The 22319-nt window shown below is 62.3% G+C and carries 18 protein-coding genes and 5 tRNA genes; 17 read left to right on the plus strand and 6 right to left on the minus strand.

What is annotated here, in order from left to right:
* Positions 1 to 53: 53 nt before the first annotated feature.
* The 4 genes from BLR26_RS11175 to BLR26_RS11190 all read left to right on the plus strand — a co-directional run bounded on the left by BLR26_RS11175 (position 54) and on the right by BLR26_RS11190 (position 3031).
* Positions 54 to 692: a TetR/AcrR family transcriptional regulator gene (locus BLR26_RS11175; RefSeq protein WP_045195146.1), complete on the plus strand. Its 639-nt coding sequence runs from the start codon at positions 54 to 56 to the stop codon at positions 690 to 692.
* 127 nt (positions 693 to 819) lie between these two features.
* Entirely contained in the window at positions 820 to 1788 is a 969-nt protein-coding gene (locus BLR26_RS11180; RefSeq protein ID WP_093380598.1) for a GTP 3',8-cyclase MoaA, read from the plus strand.
* Between the two features lie 66 nt (positions 1789 to 1854).
* Positions 1855 to 2460, plus strand: a complete 606-nt coding sequence (locus BLR26_RS11185) for a DUF4823 domain-containing protein (RefSeq protein ID WP_045195142.1) — start codon at positions 1855 to 1857, stop codon at positions 2458 to 2460.
* A gap of 10 nt (positions 2461 to 2470) precedes the next feature.
* On the plus strand, positions 2471 to 3031 hold the full coding sequence (locus BLR26_RS11190) for a DUF1285 domain-containing protein (RefSeq protein ID WP_093380600.1): 561 nt from the start codon (positions 2471 to 2473) through the stop codon (positions 3029 to 3031).
* Between the two features lie 105 nt (positions 3032 to 3136).
* On the opposite strand, the gene BLR26_RS11195 is transcribed toward BLR26_RS11190, so the two are convergent.
* Together BLR26_RS11195 and BLR26_RS11200 are read right to left on the minus strand one after the other, a co-directional pair.
* Positions 3137 to 3212, minus strand: a tRNA-Asn gene (locus tag BLR26_RS11195).
* Positions 3213 to 3275: 63 nt separating this feature from the next.
* Complete coding sequence (locus BLR26_RS11200) at positions 3276 to 4472, minus strand: amino acid aminotransferase (RefSeq protein WP_093380602.1); 1197 nt, start codon at positions 4470 to 4472, stop codon at positions 3276 to 3278.
* A 308-nt stretch (positions 4473 to 4780) separates the two neighbouring features.
* Here BLR26_RS11200 and uvrB point away from each other — a divergent pair, with 308 nt between their 5' ends.
* Positions 4781 to 6796 (plus strand): excinuclease ABC subunit UvrB, encoded by a 2016-nt coding sequence (uvrB, locus tag BLR26_RS11205; RefSeq protein WP_045195137.1) that lies wholly within the window; start codon positions 4781 to 4783, stop codon positions 6794 to 6796.
* An 85-nt stretch (positions 6797 to 6881) separates the two neighbouring features.
* On the opposite strand, the gene BLR26_RS11210 is transcribed toward uvrB, so the two are convergent.
* Both BLR26_RS11210 and BLR26_RS11215 read right to left on the minus strand, forming a co-directional pair.
* Positions 6882 to 8432: an MDR family MFS transporter gene (locus BLR26_RS11210; RefSeq protein WP_045195135.1), complete on the minus strand. Its 1551-nt coding sequence runs from the start codon at positions 8430 to 8432 to the stop codon at positions 6882 to 6884.
* Positions 8422 to 9471, minus strand: a complete 1050-nt coding sequence (locus BLR26_RS11215) for an HlyD family secretion protein (RefSeq protein ID WP_045195134.1) — start codon at positions 9469 to 9471, stop codon at positions 8422 to 8424. The genes BLR26_RS11210 and BLR26_RS11215 overlap by 11 nt, the downstream gene beginning before the upstream one ends.
* Positions 9472 to 9615: 144 nt before the next feature.
* Between BLR26_RS11215 and gltX the strand changes: the two genes are divergently transcribed.
* From gltX to BLR26_RS11265, 10 genes are all read left to right on the plus strand, one after another.
* Positions 9616 to 11097 carry a glutamate--tRNA ligase gene (gene gltX, locus BLR26_RS11220; RefSeq protein WP_045195132.1) on the plus strand — a complete coding sequence of 494 codons (1482 nt, stop codon included), beginning with the start codon at positions 9616 to 9618 and terminating at the stop codon, positions 11095 to 11097.
* A 280-nt stretch (positions 11098 to 11377) separates the two neighbouring features.
* A tRNA-Ala gene (locus BLR26_RS11225) sits at positions 11378 to 11453 on the plus strand.
* A 79-nt stretch (positions 11454 to 11532) separates the two neighbouring features.
* A tRNA-Glu gene (locus BLR26_RS11230) sits at positions 11533 to 11608 on the plus strand.
* Between the two features lie 53 nt (positions 11609 to 11661).
* A tRNA-Ala gene (locus BLR26_RS11235) sits at positions 11662 to 11737 on the plus strand.
* A gap of 44 nt (positions 11738 to 11781) precedes the next feature.
* Positions 11782 to 11857: transfer RNA gene (locus tag BLR26_RS11240), tRNA-Glu, on the plus strand.
* A gap of 178 nt (positions 11858 to 12035) precedes the next feature.
* Positions 12036 to 12575: a TetR/AcrR family transcriptional regulator gene (locus tag BLR26_RS11245; protein ID WP_045195130.1), complete on the plus strand. Its 540-nt coding sequence runs from the start codon at positions 12036 to 12038 to the stop codon at positions 12573 to 12575.
* Positions 12576 to 12603: 28 nt separating this feature from the next.
* Entirely contained in the window at positions 12604 to 13437 is an 834-nt protein-coding gene (locus BLR26_RS11250; RefSeq protein ID WP_093380605.1) for an alpha/beta fold hydrolase, read from the plus strand.
* Between the two features lie 44 nt (positions 13438 to 13481).
* On the plus strand, positions 13482 to 13922 hold the full coding sequence (locus tag BLR26_RS11255) for an acyl-CoA thioesterase (protein ID WP_045195126.1): 441 nt from the start codon (positions 13482 to 13484) through the stop codon (positions 13920 to 13922).
* 49 nt (positions 13923 to 13971) lie between these two features.
* Complete coding sequence (locus BLR26_RS11260) at positions 13972 to 14931, plus strand: tRNA dihydrouridine synthase (protein WP_093380608.1); 960 nt, start codon at positions 13972 to 13974, stop codon at positions 14929 to 14931.
* 115 nt (positions 14932 to 15046) lie between these two features.
* Positions 15047 to 15493 (plus strand): Hsp20 family protein, encoded by a 447-nt coding sequence (locus tag BLR26_RS11265; protein WP_045195122.1) that lies wholly within the window; start codon positions 15047 to 15049, stop codon positions 15491 to 15493.
* A gap of 335 nt (positions 15494 to 15828) precedes the next feature.
* Here the strand turns inward: BLR26_RS11265 and BLR26_RS11270 are convergent, their stop codons facing one another.
* Both BLR26_RS11270 and BLR26_RS11275 read right to left on the minus strand, forming a co-directional pair.
* A complete protein-coding gene (locus BLR26_RS11270; protein ID WP_045195120.1) occupies positions 15829 to 19125 on the minus strand; it encodes a PAS domain S-box protein in 3297 nt (1098 codons plus the stop codon).
* A gap of 61 nt (positions 19126 to 19186) precedes the next feature.
* Positions 19187 to 20071 carry a LysR family transcriptional regulator gene (locus tag BLR26_RS11275; RefSeq protein WP_093380610.1) on the minus strand — a complete coding sequence of 295 codons (885 nt, stop codon included), beginning with the start codon at positions 20069 to 20071 and terminating at the stop codon, positions 19187 to 19189.
* Between the two features lie 130 nt (positions 20072 to 20201).
* On the opposite strand from BLR26_RS11275, the gene leuC reads away from it, so the two are divergent.
* Both leuC and leuD read left to right on the plus strand, forming a co-directional pair.
* The gene (gene leuC / locus BLR26_RS11280; RefSeq protein ID WP_045195116.1) at positions 20202 to 21635 is read left to right on the plus strand and encodes a 3-isopropylmalate dehydratase large subunit; all 1434 of its coding nucleotides are present in this window, start codon (positions 20202 to 20204) and stop codon (positions 21633 to 21635) included.
* Positions 21632 to 22276, plus strand: coding sequence for a 3-isopropylmalate dehydratase small subunit (gene leuD / locus BLR26_RS11285; protein ID WP_045195114.1), 645 nt, complete (start codon positions 21632 to 21634; stop codon positions 22274 to 22276). The genes leuC and leuD overlap by 4 nt, the downstream gene beginning before the upstream one ends.
* Positions 22277 to 22319: the final 43 nt, after the last annotated feature.

The following is a 22319-nucleotide window of genomic DNA, read 5'->3' on the forward strand; positions in this document are numbered from 1 at the left end:
TTTGGCGCAAGTTAGGCATAATAACCGGCTTCGATTTTGATCCAGTCCTTCTTATGCAGAAAGAACCTCGTAAGGTCCGTGAGTTTCGTCGCCGAGAGCAAGAAATTCTCGATACCGCGCTCAAGCTGTTTCTCGAACAGGGTGAAGACAGTGTCACCGTCGAGATGATCGCTGATGCCGTCGGTATCGGCAAAGGCACGATCTACAAGCATTTCAAATCCAAGGCGGAGATCTACCTGCGCCTGATGCTCGACTACGAGCGCGATTTGAACGAACTGCTGCACTCTGCCGACGTCGACCGCGACAAGGAAGCCCTGTCGCGCGCCTACTTCGAATTCCGCATGCGTGATCCGCAGCGCTACCGCCTGTTCGACCGTCTCGAAGAGAAAGTGGTCAAAGGCAACCAGGTGCCGGAGATGGTCGAGGAGTTGCACAAGATCCGCGCCTCCAACTTCGACCGCCTGACCCTGCTGATCAAGGGTCGCATCAGCGAAGGCAAGCTTGAGGACGTACCGCCGTACTTCCACTACTGCGCGGCCTGGGCCCTTGTGCATGGGGCCGTGGCGCTCTACCACTCGCCGTTCTGGAGCAACGTCCTGGAAGATCAGGAAGGCTTCTTCCAGTTCCTCATGGACATTGGCGTGCGCATGGGCAACAAGCGCAAGCGCGACCCGGATACCGCCGGTAGCTGAGACATTCAGCCAAACCATGGCGCTACTGGGATTGGGTGGCGAGGAATATACTCAGGTATGAGGCTTGCAAAAACCTGATTTTTGAGTCAGGTTTTGCAGGCCCGATTCACCCATGCCGGAGTCACCCATGATCGTCGACCGCCAAGGCAGGCGTTTTCGCAATTTGCGTGTCAGCCTCACGGCTGCCTGCAACTACGCCTGTACCTATTGTGTGCCCGACGGCAAGCGTCTGGTCGCGGCCCAGGACGAGCTCTCGGCCGAGGCCATGGCCCGCGGCGTGGCTTATCTGGTCGAGGCCGCCGGTATCGAGCGGGTGCGCGTCACCGGCGGCGAGCCGCTGGTCAGCCCCAAGCTGGAAACCTTCCTCAGCTCCATTGCCAATCTGGGCCTGGATGAAATCAGCCTGACCACCAACGGCCAGTTGCTGGCGCGCAAGCTGCCGTTGCTGCGCGCGGCGGGTATCCGTCGCCTCAACGTTTCCCTCGACACCCTTGATCCGGATGCCTTCCGGCGTATTGCCCGTGGCGGCGACCTGGCCACTGTGCTCGACGGCATGAGCCAGGCCAGCGCCGCCGGCATGCAGATCAAGGTCAACATGGTGCCGTTGCGCGGGCAGAACTTCGACCAGGTGCTGCCGCTGCTGGAGTACTGCCTGGCCCACGGCTACGAGCTGCGCTTCATCGAGCTGATGCGCATGGGGCACCTGGCGCGCGACAGCAATGCCTTTTTGCAGCAGTTCGTCAGCCTTGAGCACTTGCTGCAATTGATCGGCGAGCAGTACGAGTACCTGCAGGCCAACGCGCCGGTGGATGCCACCGCCTTGCGCTACCAGATCCCGGGCCAGGGTTATTTTGGCGTGATCGCCAACGAGAGCGTGCCGTTCTGCCGTACCTGTTCGCGTTTGCGCCTGTCCTCCACCGGCTGGCTGCACGGTTGCCTGTCGTCGAGCAACCGTCACTATATCGGCGACCTGCTCGACAAACCGCGCCACCAGGCCTTGCCGGCGCTACAGGGCTTGCTGGTCAAAGCCCTTGGCGACAAGCAGTCGGTGGCGTTTTCCGGTGGCGCGACGGTGATGAAAATCATCGGCGGCTAAGACTGGCGCAAAAGCTGCATCTGCCAGCTGTTCGCCGGTTTTCCGTCACCGGCCACTGGAGGATAGATGCGTAGCCTGGTTTTGCTGCTGGCGCTGACGGCGCTGGGCGGCTGCATGAATGTCAGCGATATGGGCGAGGGTGCCCGTTATCACATGAGCGATGCCGGTCTGCTCGATCACAGCGACACCCGTCGTTCGCTGTCGGTGCGCCTGCAGCCTGATTCATTCATTTACATTGGCCAGGGTGCTTTCGTGCCATCAGGCAAGGGCCCGTACCCGCGGCCCAACGTCGTGGCTGAAGAAGCCTTCAAGGGCTTTGTCGAGTACTTCCCGCTGGTTCGCCGTGCCCCTGCGCCGCTGGGCCTTGAGCAAGCGCTGATCGAAGCGCGTGAAGTCGGCGCCCATTACTTGCTGTACACCCGTTTTGCCCGCACCGACGATCGCATCGGCAATGGCGATGAGTGGTATGACGAGCAGGCGGTCGATCGTCTGGGTATCGATACTGGTGTGGTGCAGCTGATGCTGATTGAAACCAGCACCCGTTACCTGATCGACACCGCGCGGATCAAAAGCCGCGGCGGTTTGCTGACGTTCCACGACAACAAGCCGGAAGATTTGCTCCGCCCGCCACTCGAGGATTACGCTCGCAGTCTGTTGGGCATGAGTCGTTAAGGAGAGGGTGATGCAAGACACCGGCAAGGCCAATGATCTGCTGGCGCAGATTCCCAAGGCAGAAAAGGGCCTGCCGCCCGTGCACCTGTGGAGCCCGGATTTTTGCGGCGACATCGACATGCGCATCGCCCGTGACGGCACCTGGTACTACCTGGGTACGCCGATCGGGCGCAAGCCGATGGTGCGGCTGTTCTCGACCATCATCCGCCGCGACGGTGACGACTACTTCCTGGTGACGCCAGTGGAGAAGGTCGGCATCAAGGTCGATGACGCGCCCTTTGTTGCGGTCAGCCTGGAGGTACAGGGTGAGGGTGAGCAGCAATTGTTGCGCTTTACCAGCAATGTCGACGACCAGGTCGAGGCCGGCCCCGAGCATCCGCTGCGCGTTGAAATCGACGCGCAGACCCAGGAGCCTTCGCCGTACGTGCACATGCGTAGCAACCTCGAAGCGTTGATCCATCGCAATGTCTTCTACCAGTTGGTCGAACTGGCGGTGCCCAGGCAGATCGATGGCCAGCAGTGGCTGGGCGTCTGGAGTGGTGGCTGTTTCTACCCCATCGGCCGGACCTGATCGTCCGCCCGGTTTTCCCTGAGGGGTGACCGGGCTGTGCGATTTAATCTGCCAGAAACGAAAAAACCTCCAGTGCTCAGGGCAACTGGAGGTTTTTCAGGTGTTTGGCTCCGCGACCAGGACTCGAACCTGGGACCCAATGATTAACAGTCATTTGCTCTACCGACTGAGCTATCGCGGAATCTGTGGCGTATCTTACTGATTGCTAAGGGGAAGTCAAGCCTCCCCTATGCAATTGAGTAAATTACAGGACCTCGACGATCGCCTTGGTCACCACATGGATGTTGCTTTGGTTCAGCGAGGCGACGCAGATGCGACCGGTATCCAGAGCATAGATACCGAACTCATTCTTCAGGCGCGCGACCTGCTCAACGGTCAGGCCCGAGTAGGAGAACATGCCGCACTGGCGACCGACGAAGCTGAAGTCCTGCTTGGCGCCGTACTCGGCCAGCAGCTCGACCATCTGCTTGCGCATGCCGTGGATGCGCTGGCGCATCTCGGCCAGCTCGTCTTCCCACATCTTGCGCAGCTCTGGGCTGTTGAGCACGGTGGCGACGATGGTCGCGCCGTGGGTCGGCGGGTTGGAGTAGTTGGTGCGGATCACGCGCTTGACTTGCGACAGCACGCGGGTGGCCTCTTCCTTGGACTCGGTGACGATCGACAGGGCGCCAACGCGCTCGCCGTACAGCGAGAAGGATTTGGAGAACGAGCTGGAGACGAAGAAGTCCAGGCCCGACTCGGCGAACAGGCGTACCGCGGCGGCGTCTTCAGTGATGCCGGCGCCAAAGCCCTGGTAGGCCATGTCGAGGAACGGCACGTGGCCTTTGGCCTTGACCACTTCGAGGACGTTTTTCCAGTCTTCTGGCGTCAGGTCGACACCGGTCGGGTTGTGGCAGCAGGCGTGCAGCACAATGATCGAGCCGGACGGCAGGGCGTTGAGGTCTTCGAGCATGCCGCTGCGGTTGACGTCGTGGGTGGCGGCGTCGTAGTAGCGGTAGTTCTGGACCGGGAAGCCAGCGGTTTCGAACAGTGCGCGGTGGTTTTCCCAGCTCGGGTCGCTGATGGCGACGACGGCGTTCGGCGACAGCTGCTTGAGGAAGTCGGCACCGATCTTCAGGGCGCCGGTACCGCCGACGGCCTGGGTGGTGATTACGCGACCGGCGCTCAGCAGTGGCGACTCGGCACCGAACAGCAGCTTCTGTACGGCCTGGTCGTAAGCGACGATACCGTCGATCGGCAGGTAACCGCGGGAAGCGTGCTGGGCAGCGCGCTGGGTTTCGGCTTCGATCACTGCACGCAGCAGTGGGATACGCCCTTCTTCGTTGCAGTAAACACCTACACCCAGGTTGACCTTGTTGCTACGGGTATCGGCGTTGAAAGCTTCGTTGAGGCCCAGAATGGGATCGCGTGGTGCCAGCTCGACAGCGGAAAACAGGCTCATTATTACCTTGGCTCTGAATGGAGAGTGGAAGAGGTCGCACGCTCCAGTCGCTTGCACTAGAGCGGTGCACAAACGGGGAGTCAGTATAGTGATACCGCTCGGTCACGGCGACAGTCTGCCGCAGCTTTTCCTGCTGTTTGACCGAATATTTTTCGACCGTTAGTCGATTTCACCGGTCCATACTCAGAAATGCCCGGGTTACTCAGTTGAAACTGGCGCAATGGGCCCTTAATTCGGTATAACTACTGTCTATAAATACAGTTGCCCGCGCCAGCGATGAAACCATCGCGATCACACAGAGGTTTGTCATGTCCGAGTTCCAGCTCGTCACCCGTTTCCAGCCGGCCGGCGACCAGCCCGAGGCCATTCGCCTGATGGTCGAAGGAATCGAGGCGGGCCTTGCGCACCAGACCCTGCTCGGGGTGACAGGCTCAGGCAAGACCTTCAGCATTGCCAACGTGATCGCCCAGGTGCAGCGCCCGACATTGGTACTGGCGCCGAACAAGACCCTGGCGGCGCAGCTGTATGGCGAGTTCAAGTCATTCTTCCCGAACAACGCCGTCGAGTACTTCGTTTCCTACTACGACTACTACCAGCCCGAAGCCTACGTGCCGTCCTCGGACACCTTTATCGAGAAGGACGCCTCGATCAACGACCATATCGAGCAGATGCGCCTGTCGGCGACCAAGGCGCTGCTGGAGCGCCGTGATGCGATCATCGTCACCACGGTGTCCTGCATCTATGGCCTGGGCAGCCCGGAAACCTACCTGAAGATGGTCCTGCACGTGGACCGCGGCGACAAGCTCGACCAGCGTGCGCTGCTGCGCCGCCTGGCCGACCTGCAGTACACCCGCAACGAAATGGACTTTGCCCGCGCTACCTTCCGCGTGCGCGGTGATGTGATCGATATCTTCCCGGCCGAATCGGACCTGGAAGCCATCCGCATCGAGCTGTTCGACGACGAGGTCGAGAACATCGCCGCCTTCGATCCGCTGACCGGCGAGGTGATCCGCAAGCTGCCGCGTTTCACCTTCTATCCCAAGAGCCATTACGTGACCCCGCGCGAGACCCTGCTCGAGGCCGTGGACGGCATCAAGGAGGAACTGGCCCAGCGCCTTGAGTACCTGCACAAGGCCAACAAGCTGGTCGAGGCCCAGCGCCTGGAGCAGCGCACCCGCTTTGACCTGGAGATGATCCTCGAGCTGGGTTACTGCAACGGCATCGAAAACTACTCGCGCTACCTCTCCGGGCGCCCGGCCGGGGCAGCGCCACCGACTCTTTACGACTATCTGCCGGACGATGCCCTGCTGGTAATTGACGAATCCCACGTCAGCGTTCCGCAAGTCGGCGCCATGTACAAGGGCGACCGCTCGCGCAAGGAAACCCTGGTCGAGTACGGCTTTCGCCTGCCCTCGGCGCTGGACAACCGGCCGATGCGCTTTGACGAGTGGGAAAACGTCAGCCCGCAGACCATCTTCGTTTCTGCGACCCCCGGCAACTACGAGGCCGAACATGCTGGCCGGGTGGTCGAGCAGGTAGTACGCCCAACCGGCCTGGTCGATCCGCAGGTCGAAGTGCGCCCGGCCACCACCCAGGTCGACGACCTGCTCTCGGAGATCCGCAAGCGCGTGGCCGTGGAGGAGCGCGTGCTGGTCACCACCCTGACCAAACGCATGGCCGAGGACCTCACCGACTACCTGGCCGACCACGATGTGCGCGTGCGCTACCTGCACTCGGACATCGATACAGTGGAGCGGGTCGAGATCATCCGCGACCTGCGCCTGGGTACCTTCGATGTGCTGGTGGGCATCAACCTGCTGCGTGAAGGCCTGGATATGCCGGAGGTATCGCTGGTGGCGATTCTCGATGCCGACAAGGAAGGTTTCCTGCGTTCCGAGCGCTCGCTGATCCAGACCATCGGCCGCGCGGCGCGTAACCTCAATGGCCGGGCGATCCTCTATGCCGACAACATGACCGGCTCCATGCAGCGGGCGATTGGCGAGACCGAGCGGCGCCGCGACAAGCAGATCGCCTTCAACGCCGCCAACGGCATCGTGCCCAAGGGCGTGGTCAAGGACATCACCGACATCATGGAAGGCGCCAACGTGCCTGGCTCGCGCAGCAAGAAGCGCAAGGGCATGGCCAAGGCGGCAGAGGAGAGCGCCCGTTACGAAGCCGAACTGCGCTCACCGGGCGAGATCGCCAAGCGCATCAAGCAGCTGGAAGAGAAAATGTACCAGCTGGCGCGGGACCTGGAGTTCGAAGCGGCGGCGCAGTTGCGCGACGAGATTACCGCGCTGCGCGAGCGGATGATCACCACCTGAGGGCCTTATCGCTGGCCCTATGATTGCCTTACCTGTGGGAGCGGCGGTGCGACGCCTCGACTTGACCCGCGATAAGGCGCCGCGATTAGTGCGCTTCCCCAGCCTTCAACCCCTGCGGCAATTTGCGCGTCATCACCACCGCCAGCATGCTGATCGCCAAGCCGATGCCGACAAAGTGAAAGGCATCGTTATAGGCCATGATCATCGCCTGCTGGTGGGTGATTTCACTCAGCTTGCCCAGCGCCGCCGCATCGCTGCCCAGTCGCTCTGCCAGTTGCGCCAGACGCTCCGCGACTTGCGGGTTGCTCGGCACGATCGACTCGCGCAGGTAATCGAAATACACCTTGGTACGTGCATCCAGCAAGGTCGCCAGCAAGGCGATGCCGATGGCGCCACCCAGGTTGCGCAAGATGTTGAACAGGCTCGAGGCCGAGCCGGCGTCCTGTGGCTGGATGTACGCGGTGGCAATCAGCGAGATGGTCACCATGATCATCGGTTGGCCGAGGGCGCGGATGATCTGGATATGGTTGAACTGCTCGCCGGCAAAGTCCGGGTTGAGCACCCCGGAGCCGAAACTGGCCAGGCCGAACAGGCCGAAACCCAGGGTGCAGAGGATCTTCGGTGAAATCACCTTCATCAGCTGCGGCACCAGCGGAATCAGGAACAGCTGCGGAATGCCCATCCACATGATCACTTCACCGATCTGCAGGGCGTTGTAGTTCTGGATCTGCGCCAGGTAAAGCGGCAGCAGGTAGATCGAACCGTACAAACCCACGCCCATGCCCAGGCTGGCAATGCTCGACAGGCCGAAGTTGCGGTTGCCAAGGATGCGCAGGTTGATCAGCGGGTTGGGTTTGGAAAACTGCAGGATCACGAAGGTGATCAGGCTGAGCAGGGCGATGCTGCCCAGGGTGACGATCAGGCTCGATTCCAGCCAGTCCTTGCGGTGGCCTTCCTCTAGAAACACCTGCAGGCAGCCAAGGCCGACGCCCAGCGTGACGATACCGGCATAGTCAGTGCTTTTCAGCAGTTCCCAATGGGCTTCTTTCTTCTCCAGGCCGTACAGCAAGCCGCCGATCATGATCAGCCCCGGCGGGATGTTGATGTAGAAGATGTACTCCCAGCCCCAGTTCTCGGTCAGCCAGCCACCCAGGGTCGGGCCGATCGAGGGGGCGAAGGTGGCGGTCATGGCGAACATGGCCATGCCCTTGGCCCGGTGGTGCTCGGGCAGCTTGATCAGGGTCAGGGTGAAGGCCAGGGGGATCAGCGCGCCGCCGGTAAAGCCCTGCATGGCGCGGAAGACGATCATGCTCTCCAGGTTCCAGGCCATGGAGCAGAGCAGCGATGAGGCCAGAAAGCCCAGCGACACCCACACCGCCAGGCGCCGCGCCGACAGCAGCTGCACCAGCCAGGCGGTGAGCGGGATCATGATGATCTCGGCCACCAGGTAGGAGGTGGAAATCCACGAGCCTTCCTCCAGGGTTGCCGACAGCGCGCCCTGGATGTCCTTGAGCGAGGAATTGGTGATCTGGATGTCCAGCACCGCCATGAAGGCGCCGAGCATCACGCTCATTACCGCGATCCAGTCGCGCCGGCTGGGTTCGCCGGCGGGACGGATCAACTGGTCACCGGCCATGGTCGGCGTTGTCGCGGATATCAACGGTGGCGGTTACCGACATGCCCGGGCGGATCTTGCCGTGCAGCGGGTTGTTGGCGGCGAAGGTCAGTTTTACCGGAATGCGCTGCACCACCTTGGTGAAGTTGCCGGTGGCGTTGTCGGGCGGCAGCAGGCTGAACTGCGCGCCGGAGGCGGCGAACAGGCTGTCGACCCGCGCTTCGATCGGGGTGTCCGGGTAGCTGTCGAACAGCAGTTCAGCCTTTTGCCCGGGCTGCATGTGGCCGATCTGGGTTTCTTTGAAGTTGGCCTGAATCCAGATGTCTTCATCGGGGACGATCGACAGCAGGTAGGCGCCGGCCTGGACCACCTGGCCATTGCGCGCGGCGCGCTGGCCGATGATGCCGCTGATCGGGGCGTGGATTTCGCTGCGGGTCAGGTTCAGCTCGGCCTGGGCCAGGTCGGCGCGGGCGTTGACGATCTGCGCATCGAGGCGCTTGATCTCGGCGGCCAGGGCGTTGACCTGCTGGCGCTGGCCTTGCAGGTCGGCCTGGGCCTTGCTCACCTGGGAGCGGGCGACGTGGTTTTCGGCTGACAGTGTGGTGACCCGTTCTTCCGAGACAAAGCCCGGTTTGCGCAGGGCCTCGGCGCGGTTCAGGTCCAGTTGCGCACGGCCGAGGGTGGCCTGGTTAGCGGCAACCTGCGCTTTTCCTGCGGCAATCAGGCTGGCTTGTTGGGTGAGCCGGCTTTCGGCCTGCAGGCGTTCGGCTTCGCGGGTATCGAGGGCGGCGCGGGCGCGTTCAACGGCCAGGCGAAAATCTTCGGGCTCAAGGCGCACCAGCAGGTCGCCCTTGGCCACGTGCTGGTTGTCCTGTACCAGCACTTGATCGATGCGCGCGCTCAGCTGGCTGGAAACCCGGGTTATTTCGCCCTGCACGTAGGCGTTGTCGGTGCTTTCATAGAAGCGTCCCTTGAAGTACCAGTGGGCCAGGAAGGCGAGGGCAATCAGCAGGACAAGGGCAAGAAAAATCAGCAGGCGACGCTTGAGTTGGGCAGGCATGGGTACGATCGTTGTAAAAATGTAAGCAAATTTAACAGCGTTTGCAGCCGTGCTTACAAGTGCCGATCGCGCCCATTGCTGGAGCCCGGTGCCCGCTCCCTGTTAACATCCAGCCTTTGTTTCATCTCTAGTTCGAGACTGTCCATGACCACCGTTCGCACGCGTATCGCGCCTTCGCCTACTGGCGATCCCCACGTCGGCACCGCTTACATCGCCCTGTTCAACTACTGCTTTGCCAAGCAGCACGGCGGCGAGTTCATCCTGCGTATCGAAGATACCGACCAGCTGCGCTCGACCCGCGAGTCGGAACAGCAAATCTTCGACGCTCTGCGCTGGCTCGGCATCGAGTGGAGCGAAGGTCCGGACGTCGGCGGCCCGCATGGCCCTTACCGGCAGAGCGAGCGGGGCGATATCTACAAGCAGTACGCCCAGCAACTGGTCGACCTTGGCCACGCCTTCCCGTGCTTCTGCACCGCCGAAGAGCTCGACCAGATGCGTGCCGAGCAGATGGCCCGCGGCGAAACCCCGCGCTACGACGGTCGCGCCTTGCTGCTGTCGGCTGAAGAAGTGCAGCGCCGCCTGGCCGCTGGCGAGCCGCACGTGATCCGCATGAAGGTGCCGAGCGAAGGCGTCTGCGTGGTCCCGGACATGCTCCGTGGCGACGTCGAAATCCCGTGGGACCGCATGGACATGCAGGTGCTGATGAAGACCGACGGCCTGCCGACCTACTTCCTGGCCAACGTCGTCGATGACCACCTGATGGGCATCACTCACGTGCTGCGCGGTGAAGAATGGCTGCCGTCGGCGCCCAAGCTGATCAAGCTGTACGAGTACTTCGGCTGGGAACAACCGACCCTGTGCTACATGCCGCTGCTGCGTAACCCGGACAAGAGCAAGCTGTCCAAGCGCAAGAACCCGACCTCGGTGACTTTCTACGAGCGCATGGGCTTCATGCCCGAAGCCATGCTCAACTACCTGGGCCGCATGGGCTGGTCGATGCCGGACGAGCGCGAGAAGTTCTCCCTGGCCGAGATGGTCGAGCACTTCGACCTGTCGCGGGTGTCCCTCGGCGGGCCGATCTTCGACATCGAGAAGCTGTCGTGGCTCAATGGCCAGTGGCTGCGCGAACTGCCGGTAGAGGAATTCGCTGCGCGCCTGCAGAAATGGGCGTTCAACAGCGACTACATGATGCAGATCGCGCCGCACGTGCAGGGCAGGGTAGAGACCTTCAGCCAGGTCGTGCCGCTGGGCGGCTTCTTCTTTGAAGGTGCGCTCAAGCTCGACGCCAAGCTGTTCGAAAGCAAAAAGCTCTCGGCCGACCAGGTACGCCAGGTGATCCAGCTGATCCTGTGGAAGCTCGAAAGCCTGCGCCAGTGGGAAAAAGAGCGGATCACCGCTTGCATCCAGGCGGTGGTCGAAGCCCTGGAGCTGAAGCTGCGTGATGCCATGCCGCTGATGTTTGCCGCCATCACCGGCCAGGCCAGCTCGGTTTCGGTGCTCGATGCCATGGAAATCCTCGGCCCGGACCTGACCCGCTACCGCCTGCGCCAGGCTCTGGACCTGCTCGGTGGTGTGTCGAAGAAAGAAAACAAAGAGTGGGAAAAGCTCCTGGGCACCATCGCCTGATTGCCTGACCTTGGTAAAACTTCGCGGGGCAAGCCCGCTCCTACCTGTTCAGTAGGCGCGGGCTTGCCCCGCGAAGAAGCCCGCAAACCCCTGTAAAACCGGGGTGTTTCATCCGCTCGGGCGGTAAGTGTTTGTTATCTCGGAAATTTTTTTTGAATTTTGTTGAAAATATATTTGACAGGTTCGCCATCCGATCTTAATATGCGCCCCGTCCACAGCGATGAACGAAAACGAAACGCGAAGCACCCAGCCAAGCGATTCAAGTTCAAAGCGACATAGTGGGGCTATAGCTCAGCTGGGAGAGCGCCTGCATGGCATGCAGGAGGTCAGCGGTTCGATCCCGCTTAGCTCCACCAAATTCCGATTCGCAGTCAGCTAGACTGACTGCGGAATCAACCGGGTTCCAGCGACCGGGTTGGTAAGGTAAGAAGGTTCGTCCCCTTCGTCTAGTGGCCTAGGACACCGCCCTTTCACGGCGGTAACAGGGGTTCGAGTCCCCTAGGGGACGCCAGTTTTACACAAGCGACGTCGAAAGAAGTCGCTGGGCCGCGAGGCTAGAAATCTGGGGCTATAGCTCAGCTGGGAGAGCGCCTGCATGGCATGCAGGAGGTCAGCGGTTCGATCCCGCTTAGCTCCACCAATTTTGCCAGGATTCGTGAAAACGGATCTGCACGAAGGTTACAAGTCCCCTTCGTCTAGTGGCCTAGGACACCGCCCTTTCACGGCGGTAACAGGGGTTCGAGTCCCCTAGGGGACGCCATTTTACCCACTTTGTGGGATTTCAAGGCTCATTCGATTATTGAATGAGCCTTTTGTTTTTGTCTTGAAAAAACTTCTCCTCACGCCTTTCTTGCCTGACGCGACCAGCGGCAGCAATTTCTGCTTGCTAAAAAATATGATGAGAATAATATTCTAACCATAATATTTTGGAGGCGAGCATGAACGACAAAAAGGCCAAGACCCGCGAACGGATTCTCGATGCTGCCTGCAGTGCGCTGATCCAGCATGGCCCCGCCGAGCCGAGCGTCAATCAGGTGATGGGCGCCGCCGGCCTGACCGTCGGTGGCTTCTACGCCCATTTCGACAGCAAGGACGCGTTGATGCTCGAAGCCTTTCGCCAGTTGCTGGGCGAGCGTCGGGCGCTGCTCGCCGAAGTCGACCCGAACATGAGCGGCGAGGAGCGCCGGGCTCTGGTTGCCGCCTTCTACCTGTCGCGCAAGCACCGCGACGCCACCGAGCGTGCCTGCCCGCTGCCGACCTCGCTGGGCGAAATGGCGCGCCTTCCGGAAGCCTTCCGCGAAGTGCTGGCCGAACACATTGAACTGATGATGGCCAACCTCGCCGACAGCCCGGAAGAGGCCGACAAGGTGCTCGCCGACATGGCCCTGATGATCGGTGGCCTGGCCCTGGCCCGGGCCCTGGGCACTGACGAGCTGTCTGACCGCATCCTGCGCGCCGCCAAGTCGGCGGTTGTCTGAACTACGCGATATCCACCGGAGTGAAGCGATGAATACCTTGAGCTGGATTCGTAGCGTTAACGGCACCCTCGGGCATCTGGCGCCGGAACATATCGCACGCAAGATGCGCCGTGCCTTCATGACCCCGCGCAACCGGCCGCCGCGAGACTGGGAGCTGCCGCTGCTGGCCCGCGCCGAGCGCATCACCTTGCGTTTCGGCCTCTCGGCACTGCGCTGGGGCCAGGGCCCGACCGTGCTGCTGATGCACGGCTGGGAAGGGCGCCCGACCCAGTTCGCCCACCTGATCGACAGCCTGGTCGACGCCGGTTACACCGCCGTGGCCCTGGAAGGCCCGGCCCATGGCCGCTCGCCGGGCAACGAAGCTAACGTGGTGCTGTTCGCCCGTGCCTTGCTGGAAGCCGCCGCCGAACTGCCGCCGCTCAAGGCCGTGGTTGGCCATTCCATGGGCGGCGCCAGCATGCTCCTGGCGTTGCAGTGGGGGCTGCGCGCCGAAGTGGCGGTGAGCATCGCCGCGCCGGCGCAGTTGCTTGGCGTGATCCGCGGTTTCGCTCGTCACCTGGGCATGCCGGCGCGGGCGCGGGCGGCGTTCATTCGCCAGATTGAGCGCGATGTCGGCGTGCAGATTTCTCGCCTGGATGTCAGCGGCTACCAACTGGAGCTGCCCGGCTTGATCGTGCATGCCGAGGACGACCAGTTGGTACCGGTAGACGAGTCCGACGCCATCCACCGCGCCTGGTTCGACAGCCGCCTGCTGCGCCTGTCCGACGGTGGTCACCTGCGGGTGCTGGCTGACCCACAAGTGCGCGAAGGGGTGCTGGCGCTGCTGCAGCGCAGCAGTTCACCGGCCCGGCAATCGGCCTGAGCATCCGGTACACTCTGCCCGTTAACCACGGATCTGGAGCGGGCATGAGTTGGGACCTGGCAACACCGTTCATCATCGACCTGCGGGTCGCTGCCGACGACATCGACGGCCTCGGCCACGCCAACAACGCGGTCTACGTCACCTGGCTCGAGCGCTGCGCCTGGCGCCACTCCCAGCGCCTGGGGCTGGACCTGGCCGAATACCGGCGCCTGGACCGGGCCATGGCGGTGGTCCGCCACGAAATCGACTACCTGGCCGCTGCCTACGAAGACGACGAGCTGCAACTGGCAACCTGGATCGTCGACTGGGACCAGCGGCTGAAAATGACCCGGCGCTTCCAGCTGGTCCGCCCCAGCGACGGCACCACCTTGCTGCGTGCGCAAACCACCTTCGTCTGCATCGAGTTATCCACAGGGCGACCCAAGCGCATGCCGGCCGAGTTTATCGACGGCTATGGCCCGGCGCTGATGGCCGGAGCGCTGTAAGCCGCGGATTTTGCTAGACTGCCGGCCTTTTCCAGCCGAGATGCAACCCATGCAAATTGCCCTGGCCCCGATGGAGGGGCTGGTCGACGACATTCTTCGCGACGTACTGACCCAGGTGGGCGGCATCGACTGGTGTGTCACCGAGTTCATTCGGGTCTGCGACCGCCTGCTGCCGGCGGCGACCTTCGAAAAGCTCGCGCCGGAGCTGAGCCAGGGCGCCCGCACTGCGGCCGGGGTGCCGTTGCGGGTGCAATTGCTCGGTTCCGACCCGGTGTGCCTGGCCGAGAACGCAGTGCTGGCCTGTGAGCTGGGCGCGCCGGTGATCGACCTCAACTTTGGCTGCCCGGCCAAGACCGTCAACAAGTCGCGGGGCGGGGCGGTGCTGCTCAAGGAGCCGGAACTGCTGCACGCGATCTTGTGTGAAGTGCGTCGCGCGGTGCCTGCGCATATCCCGGTCACGGCCAAGATGCGCCTGGGTTTCGACAGCCCCGACGGCGCCCTGGACTGCGCCCGGGCCCTGGCCGAAGGCGGCGCCGAGCAGTTGGTGGTGCACGCGCGGACCAAAGTTGACGGCTACAAGCCGCCGGCCCATTGGGAGTGGGTGGCGCGGGTGCAAGAGGTGGTCAAGGTGCCGGTGTATGCCAACGGCGAGGTCTGGACCCTGGAAGACTGGCGGCGCTGCCGCGAAGTCAGTGGCGTTGAAGACATCATGCTGGGGCGTGGCCTGGTTTCGCGCCCGGACCTGGCCCGGCAGATTGCCGCCGAACGCGATGGCGTCGAGTTCGTGCCCATGGTCTGGCAGAGCTTGCTGCCGCTGATCCAGGACTTCTGGGGCCAGGCCCGCGCGCAGATGACCCCGCGCCAGGCGCCGGGGCGTCTCAAGCAATGGGTGGCGATGCTGACCCGCACCTACCCCGAAGCGGTGGCGCTGTTCACCGAATTGCGTCGGGAAACCGACTGCAATCGGGTCGGGCAGTTGATTGGTGTACCGGTCAGCGAGGCGGCCTGAAAAATTTTTTGCAGGGTTGCTTGAAAAGCAGGCGAGGGTCCTTATCTAGGGAGTACGCGATGCCGAAGTCGGGTCGCGTTACTACACAACCTCGCTGATTTTCAGGAGATGCATCATGACTACTGCTTTTTCTCTGGCTCCACTGTTCCGCCATTCCGTGGGTTTCGACCGTTTCAATGACCTGTTCGAATCTGCGGCGCGTAATGAGGCGGGTAGCAGCTACCCTCCCTACAACGTTGAAAAACATGGCGATGACCATTATCGAATCGTCGTTGCTGCGGCCGGTTTCCAGGAGCAGGATCTGGACCTGCAGGTGGAAAAAGGCGTCTTGACCGTGACTGGCGGCAAGCGTGACAGCAACGCTGATAGCGTTACCTATCTGCATCAGGGCATCGCCCAACGGGCGTTCAAGTTGTCGTTCCGGTTGGCTGACCATATCGAGGTCAAGGCGGCTGGTCTGGCGAACGGGCTGCTGAGCATTGATCTGCTGAGGATTGTGCCGGAAGAGGCCAAGGCCAAGCGGATTCCTATCAATGGTGAGAGCAAGCCTGCTCTGAATTGATTGTTTGATGTGAATGAGGGCACCTTCGGGTGCCCTTTTTGTCTTTGGTGATTATCCATTGGCGAGGGTGCTGCCGAGGCACCTTTCCGCCCTTACGGCGGCTTACTTTTTTCAGTCGAAAAAAAAGTAAGCAAAAATTCTCGCCCCACCAGTGGGCCCTACGCTGCGCTTCGGGTTCCCTCGCTCCGGTGTCGCTACGGCCCTTCTGGTTAACGGGGCCGGCAGATCAAGAGCACGATTCGAGTTGCTTTTGTGGGAGCGGGCTTGACCCGCGATGCGATGTGGCGGGCGGGACGATATCGCGGAGCTAGCCCGCTTCTACATTTTCGAAAGCTTCAGTAGCCCGCCGGCGCTTCAAGCAACATCGCCCGAAACTCCCCCAGCGGCAACGGCCGGCTATGCAGGTAGCCCTGGTACAAGTGGCAGCCCAGCCGCTCAAGAAACTCCAGTTGCTCCGACAGCTCCACCCCTTCGGCAATCACCGCCAGGTCCAGGCTGCGGGCCATGGCGACGATGGCGCGGACGATTTCGGCGTCGTTGGGGTCGATCGGGGCGTCGCGGACGAAGGACTGGTCGATCTTCAGGGCATCCACCGGCAGGCGCTTGAGGTAGGTCAGCGAGGAGTAGCCGGTGCCGAAATCATCCATGGCAAAGCTCACGCCAAAGGCCTTGAGCTCGCGCATTTTGCTGATGGTGTCTTCGAGGTTCTGGATGACGATGCCCTCGGTGATTTCCAGCTTGAGGATCTTGTGCGGCAGGCGGTAGTCGTCAAGGCTGCGCATTACCCGTTCGACGAAGTCGTTCTGGCGGAACTGGCGCGGGCTGATGTTCACGCACAGGCTGAAGTCGTCGGGGTCGATCAGGCCGTCGCGCAGCATACCGGCGCAGGCGTCGCAGGCTTCGTCGAGGATCCAGCTGCCAACTTCGAGGATCAGCCCGCTTTCTTCCAGTACCTGAATGAACTGCGCCGGCGGCTGCTGGCCCAGTTGCGGGTGGTGCCAGCGCAACAGCACTTCGGCGCCGACGATGCGGTTGTCGCGGGCGTCGACTTGGGGCTGGAAGTGCAGGGCCAGTTCGCCGCGGGCCAGGGCCAGGCGCAGGTCGTTCTCCATGCGCAGGCGCTCGCTGGCAGCCTTTTGCATGGTGGTGTGGAACATTTGCGTGGTGTTGCGCCCGGAGTCCTTGGCCCGGTACAGGGCGATGTCCGCACGTTTGAGCAAATCGGCCGGGGTCGAGCCGTGGTCGGGGATCAGCGCCACGCCGATGCTCGGCGTCACCTGCAGGCGCTGGCCGTCCAGCGACATTGGCTCGGCCAGCAGTTCGCGCAGGGTGTCGGCCAGTTCGCGGACTTTTTCCGTGACTTCCTCGCGGCTGCCTTCAAGGCCGCTGAGCAGCACCACGAACTCGTCACCACCCAGGCGCGCGACGGTGTCTTCCAGGCGCACGCTGGCTTCCAGGCGCGCGGTGATGATCTTCAGCACCGTGTCGCCGACCGGATGGCCAAGCGAATCGTTGATGTGCTTGAAGTGGTCGAGGTCGAGAAACAGCAGGGCGCCACGCAGGTTGTGGCGCTTGAGCAGGGCGATCTGCTGGCTCAGGCGGTCCATCAACAGGGCGCGGTTGGGCAGGTTGGTCAGCGGGTCGTGGTAGGCCAGGTGGCGGATCTGCGCCTGGGCATTCTTCAACTGGCTGACGTCGCGGGCGGTGAGCAGCAGGCACTCGGTTTCGTTGAGGTTGATCGGCTCGATCGAAACCTCGACGGTGAGAATGTCGCCACGCTTGTTGCGCCCGAGCATTTCCCGGTGATGCACGCGGCCTTTGTCGTGGAATTCGTTGAGCAGCGCGGCGCGCTGTTTGTCGTCAGCCCAGATGCCGATGTCGTGCACAGTCTGGCCGATCACTTCAGCGGCGCTGTAGCCGGTCAGGCGGCAGAAACCGTCGTTGACCTCCAGGTAGCGGCCGCTGTCGCGTTCGGTGATGGTGATGGCGTCGGGGCTTGAATGGAAGGCCTTGGCGAATTTCTCTTCGCTGGCCTTGAGCGCCGCTTCGGCGCGCTGCTGCTGGGTGATGTCGCGCAGGGTGGTGACGCTGCAGGGCTGGTTGTCGACCTTGATCAGGCGGCTGGAAATCACGCAGGTCAGCGGCTGCCCGTCCTTGTGGTTGACCACCACGGCGACGTTGTTCAAGGCCTGGTCGCGGATCACCCGTTCGATGCGCCGGGCGCGTTCGGCCGACTCGGCCCACAGGCCGATCTGTTCGGCGGTGTTGCCCAGTACCTGTTCGGCGTTCCAGCCAAACACCTGGGTAAAGGCCGGGTTGATCTCGATGAACTGGCCGCTGTCCTGGCGGGTCACGCAGATCGGGTCGGGGCTGGCCTGGAACAGGCTGGCGAACTTTTCTTCGGAACTGGTCAGGCGCTGCTCGCGCTCCACTTGTTCGGTGATGTCCAGCAAGGTGCCGGCCATGCGCAGCGGGTTGCCCTGTTCATCGCGGTACAGGCGCGCGCGGCTTTCAATGAAGCGCGAGCTGCCGTCTTCCATCTGGATGCGGTAGGTGATCTGGTAATTGCCGGCCGGACCTTCGCGCAGGCTGCGGTAGGCCTGGCGCATGCTGCTGCGTTCCATTTCCGGCACGCCTTCGAAAAACGACTCGAAGGATTCGTGAAACGGCACCGGCTCAAGGCCGTGCAGTTCGGCGGCGCGCGCCGAGCCATAGAGCATGCCGCTGGGGATGTGCCAGTCCCAGGTGCCCAGTTGTGCCGAGTCCAGGGCCAGGTCCAGGCGTTCCTGGCTGTCCTTGAGCGCTTGTTCGGCGCGTTTGCGCTCGCTGGTGTCGACGAAGGTGCTGAGCAGGTAGGCGGTGCCTTCCAGGTCGATGTTCTGGGTACAGAGCAGACCGTCGTGGACTTCGCCGCTGCTGCCGCGAAACTGCACTTCGAGGGTCACCGGGCCGCTGGTGCCGCTGGTCGCCGCCAGCACCTGCAGGCGCTGCTGTGGATGCACCCACAGGCCAAGTTCGAGGGTGCTTTTGTTGATGATCTGGTGGCCCGGCCAGCCGAGGATGTTCTCGAAGTGCTGGTTGACCTCGTAGATCATGCCGTCGGCGCGGCGGGTCAGGAGGATGACATTGGGGCTCAGGTGGAAGAGCGTGGCAAAGCGCTTTTCCGAGTTGATCAGCGCCGCTTCCCGTTCACGCTGGCGGGTAATTTCGCGAATCACCCCGACCATCTGTCGCCGGCCGTTGCGGTCCTTGGTCATGCTGCCGTTGATTTCCAGCCAGTGCAGGCTGCCGTCGGGCCAGCGGATGCGATGGCGCAGGGCTTGCTCGACCGGCTCGCCGTTGACCACCGCATGAAAGGCCTGCAGGGCGCGGGCGCGGTCTTCCATGGGCACCAGTTCCAGGTAGTCCAGGTCATTGGGCAGCGGCTGGTGCGGGTCAAAGCCGAACAGCGCCTGGGTGCCGCGCGACCAGCTGATCTGCCCGGTCTCGACATCCCAGAACCAGGCACCCAGGCGCGCACCGTTAAGCGCCGCCAACAGTTGCGGGGCGTTTTCCCAGGTTTGCTCCGATTCCTGGGGGTCCGCTGCATGAATTCGGGGCATGCGCGGAAAACGGTTTGCTGATTTGGGCATCGATACCAGACCTTTGGCAGATAACGCGTCCTTGAGCGGGCGGGTGTGCCCGGGTACTACCTCAGTGGTTCAAGGGGCTTGCATGGCTGTCGAGCAATGCCATAAAGGCCCTGGCGGCATTCGATAACGTTCGTTCGGTGTGCAGAATGTAGCCTAGCTGGCGCGACAGCTGTATGCCCGGCAAGGCGATGGGCGCAACCTGCTCGTCGAGCATAGTACGCGGCAGCACGCTCCATGCCAGACCGATGGAGACCATCATCTTGATGGTTTCCAGATAGTTGGTGCTCATGGCGATGTTCGGCGTCAGGCCCTGGGCTTCGAACAGGCGCTGGACGATATGGTGTGTGAAAGTGTTACCACCGGGGAACACCGCCGGATGGTGGGCAATGTCGGCCAGGCTGACCGCGCCTTTGCGTGCCAGCGGGTGCTCTGGGGCGGCGACGAAGTCCAGCGGATCGTCCCATACCGGCACGGCGCGCACCAGATGGTGCGGCTCCGGGGCCAGGGTGATGACGGCGATCTCTGCGCGGCCATGGAGGATTTCTTCGTAGGCAACTTCCGAATCGAGAAACTGGATATCCAGCGCCACCGCCGGGTACTGGCGGGTAAAGGCTCGCAGCAGCGGCGGCAGGCGGTGCAGGCCGATGTGATGGCTGGTGGCCAGGGTCAGGCGCCCGCTGACCTCCCCGGTGAGGTTGGTCAGCGCCCGGCGGGTGTCGTCCAGCACATTGAGGATCTGGTAGGCGCGCGGCAGCAGGGCGCGTCCGGCCTCGGTCAGGTTGACCTCGCGGCCGAGGCGGTCGAACAGGCGCACATCCAGTTGCTGCTCAAGGCCGGCGATGCGTTTGCTGATTGCCGGCTGGGTCAGGTGCAGGCGCTCGCCGGCCCCGGAGAAGCTGCCAGTCTCGGCAATCGCGATAAAGGCATTGAGGTTGGCCAGGTCCACTACTCGAATTCCTTTTGGTTATCCAAAGCATAAAAATTATGAATTTGAGTTATTCAATCTACCGGCATAGCATCGTCCGTACAAGCCAAGGGGTTATTGGCATAGAAAGACGCTGATGAGGAACAGTCTGATGGCCGGCAAAACGCTTTACGACAAGCTCTGGGATTCGCATTTGGTCAAGCAGCGCGACGATGGTTCGGCGCTGATCTACATCGACCGTCACATCATTCACGAAGTGACGTCGCCGCAAGCCTTCGAAGGCCTGCGTCTGGCCAATCGCAAACCCTGGCGCATCGATGCCAACATCGCCACGCCTGATCACAACGTGCCGACCACCCCGGAGCGCAAGGGCGGTATCGACGCCATTGTCGACCAGGTCTCGCGTTTGCAGGTTCAGACCCTCGATGAAAACTGCGACGAGTATGGCATCGTCGAATTCAAGATGAATGACGTGCGTCAGGGCATCGTCCACGTCATCGGCCCGGAGCAGGGTGCGACCTTGCCGGGCATGACCGTGGTCTGCGGCGACTCGCACACCTCGACCCACGGTGCCTTCGGCGCCCTGGCCCACGGTATCGGTACGTCCGAGGTCGAGCACGTGCTCGCTACCCAGTGCCTGGTGGCCAAAAAGATGAAGAACATGCTGGTGCGCGTTGAAGGCACATTGCCGTTCGGCGTCACTGCCAAGGACATCGTCCTCGCCGTGATCGGCAAGATCGGCACCGCCGGCGGCAACGGCCATGCCATGGAATTCGCCGGCAGCGCGATTCGCGAGTTGTCGGTCGAAGGGCGCATGACCATCTGCAACATGTCCATCGAAGCCGGCGCCCGGGTAGGTCTGGTGGCCACCGATGAAAAAACCGTCGAGTACGTCAAGGGCCGCCCCTATGCACCCAAGGGCGAGCAGTGGGCGCAAGCGGTCGAAGCCTGGAAAGACCTGGTCTCCGACGCCGATGCGGTGTTTGACACGGTGATCGAGCTGGACGCTGCGCAGATCAAGCCGCAGGTCAGCTGGGGCACCTCGCCGGAGATGGTCCTGGCCGTCGACCAGCGCGTACCGGACCCGGCTGCCGAGGCCGATCTGGTCAAGCGTGGCTCGATCGAGCGGGCGTTGAAGTACATGGGCTTGAATGCCAACCAGGCGATCACCGACATCCAGCTCGACCGGGTGTTTATCGGCTCTTGCACCAACTCGCGCATCGAAGACCTGCGCGCCGCCGCCGAGATCGCCAAGGGCCGCAAGGTGGCCGCGACCATCAAGCAGGCGATCGTGGTGCCGGGCTCGGGCCTGGTCAAGGCCCAGGCCGAGAAAGAAGGCCTGGACAAGATTTTCCTCGAAGCGGGCTTTGAGTGGCGTGAACCGGGTTGCTCGATGTGCCTGGCGATGAACCCCGACCGCCTGGAGAGTGGCGAGCATTGCGCCTCGACCTCCAACCGCAACTTTGAAGGGCGTCAGGGCGCCGGTGGCCGTACCCACCTGGTGAGCCCGGCCATGGCCGCCGCCGCCGCCGTTACCGGCCGTTTTGTCGATGTACGCGAGTTGATCCAAGGGAGCGCAGCATGAAAGCCTTTACCCAGCACACCGGCCTTGTCGCGCCATTGGACCGTGCCAACGTCGACACCGACCAGATCATTCCCAAGCAGTTCCTGAAGTCGATCAAGCGCACCGGCTTCGGCCCCAACCTGTTCGATGAATGGCGTTACCTGGATGTCGGCCAGCCGTACCAGGACAACAGCAAGCGCCCGCAGAACCCGGATTTCGTGCTCAACCACGCGCGTTATCAAGGTGCCAGCGTGTTGCTCGCCCGCGAGAACTTCGGTTGTGGCTCAAGCCGTGAACATGCGCCGTGGGCCCTGGAAGAGTACGGCTTTCGCAGCATCATCGCGCCAAGCTATGCCGACATCTTCTTCAACAACAGCTTCAAGAACGGCTTGCTGCCGATCATCCTCAGCGATGAGGAAGTCGACGAGCTGTTCAAGCAGGTTGAAGCCGATCCGGGTTACCAGTTGAGCATCGACTTGCAGGCTCAGACCGTGACCCGCCCGGACGGCAAGGTGCTGACCTTCGAGATCGATGCATTTCGCAAGCACTGCCTGCTCAACGGCCTGGATGACATCGGCCTGACCTTGCAGGATGGCGATGCGATTGCCGCCTTTGAAGCCAAGCACCGGGCCAGCCAGCCCTGGTTGTTTCGTGACGCTTGATTGATGCCAATCGCGGGGCAAGCCCGCTCTCACATGCCCCGCG

It is taken from the genome of Pseudomonas sp. UC 17F4 (assembly GCF_900101695.1).
Lineage (GTDB): Bacteria > Pseudomonadota > Gammaproteobacteria > Pseudomonadales > Pseudomonadaceae > Aquipseudomonas.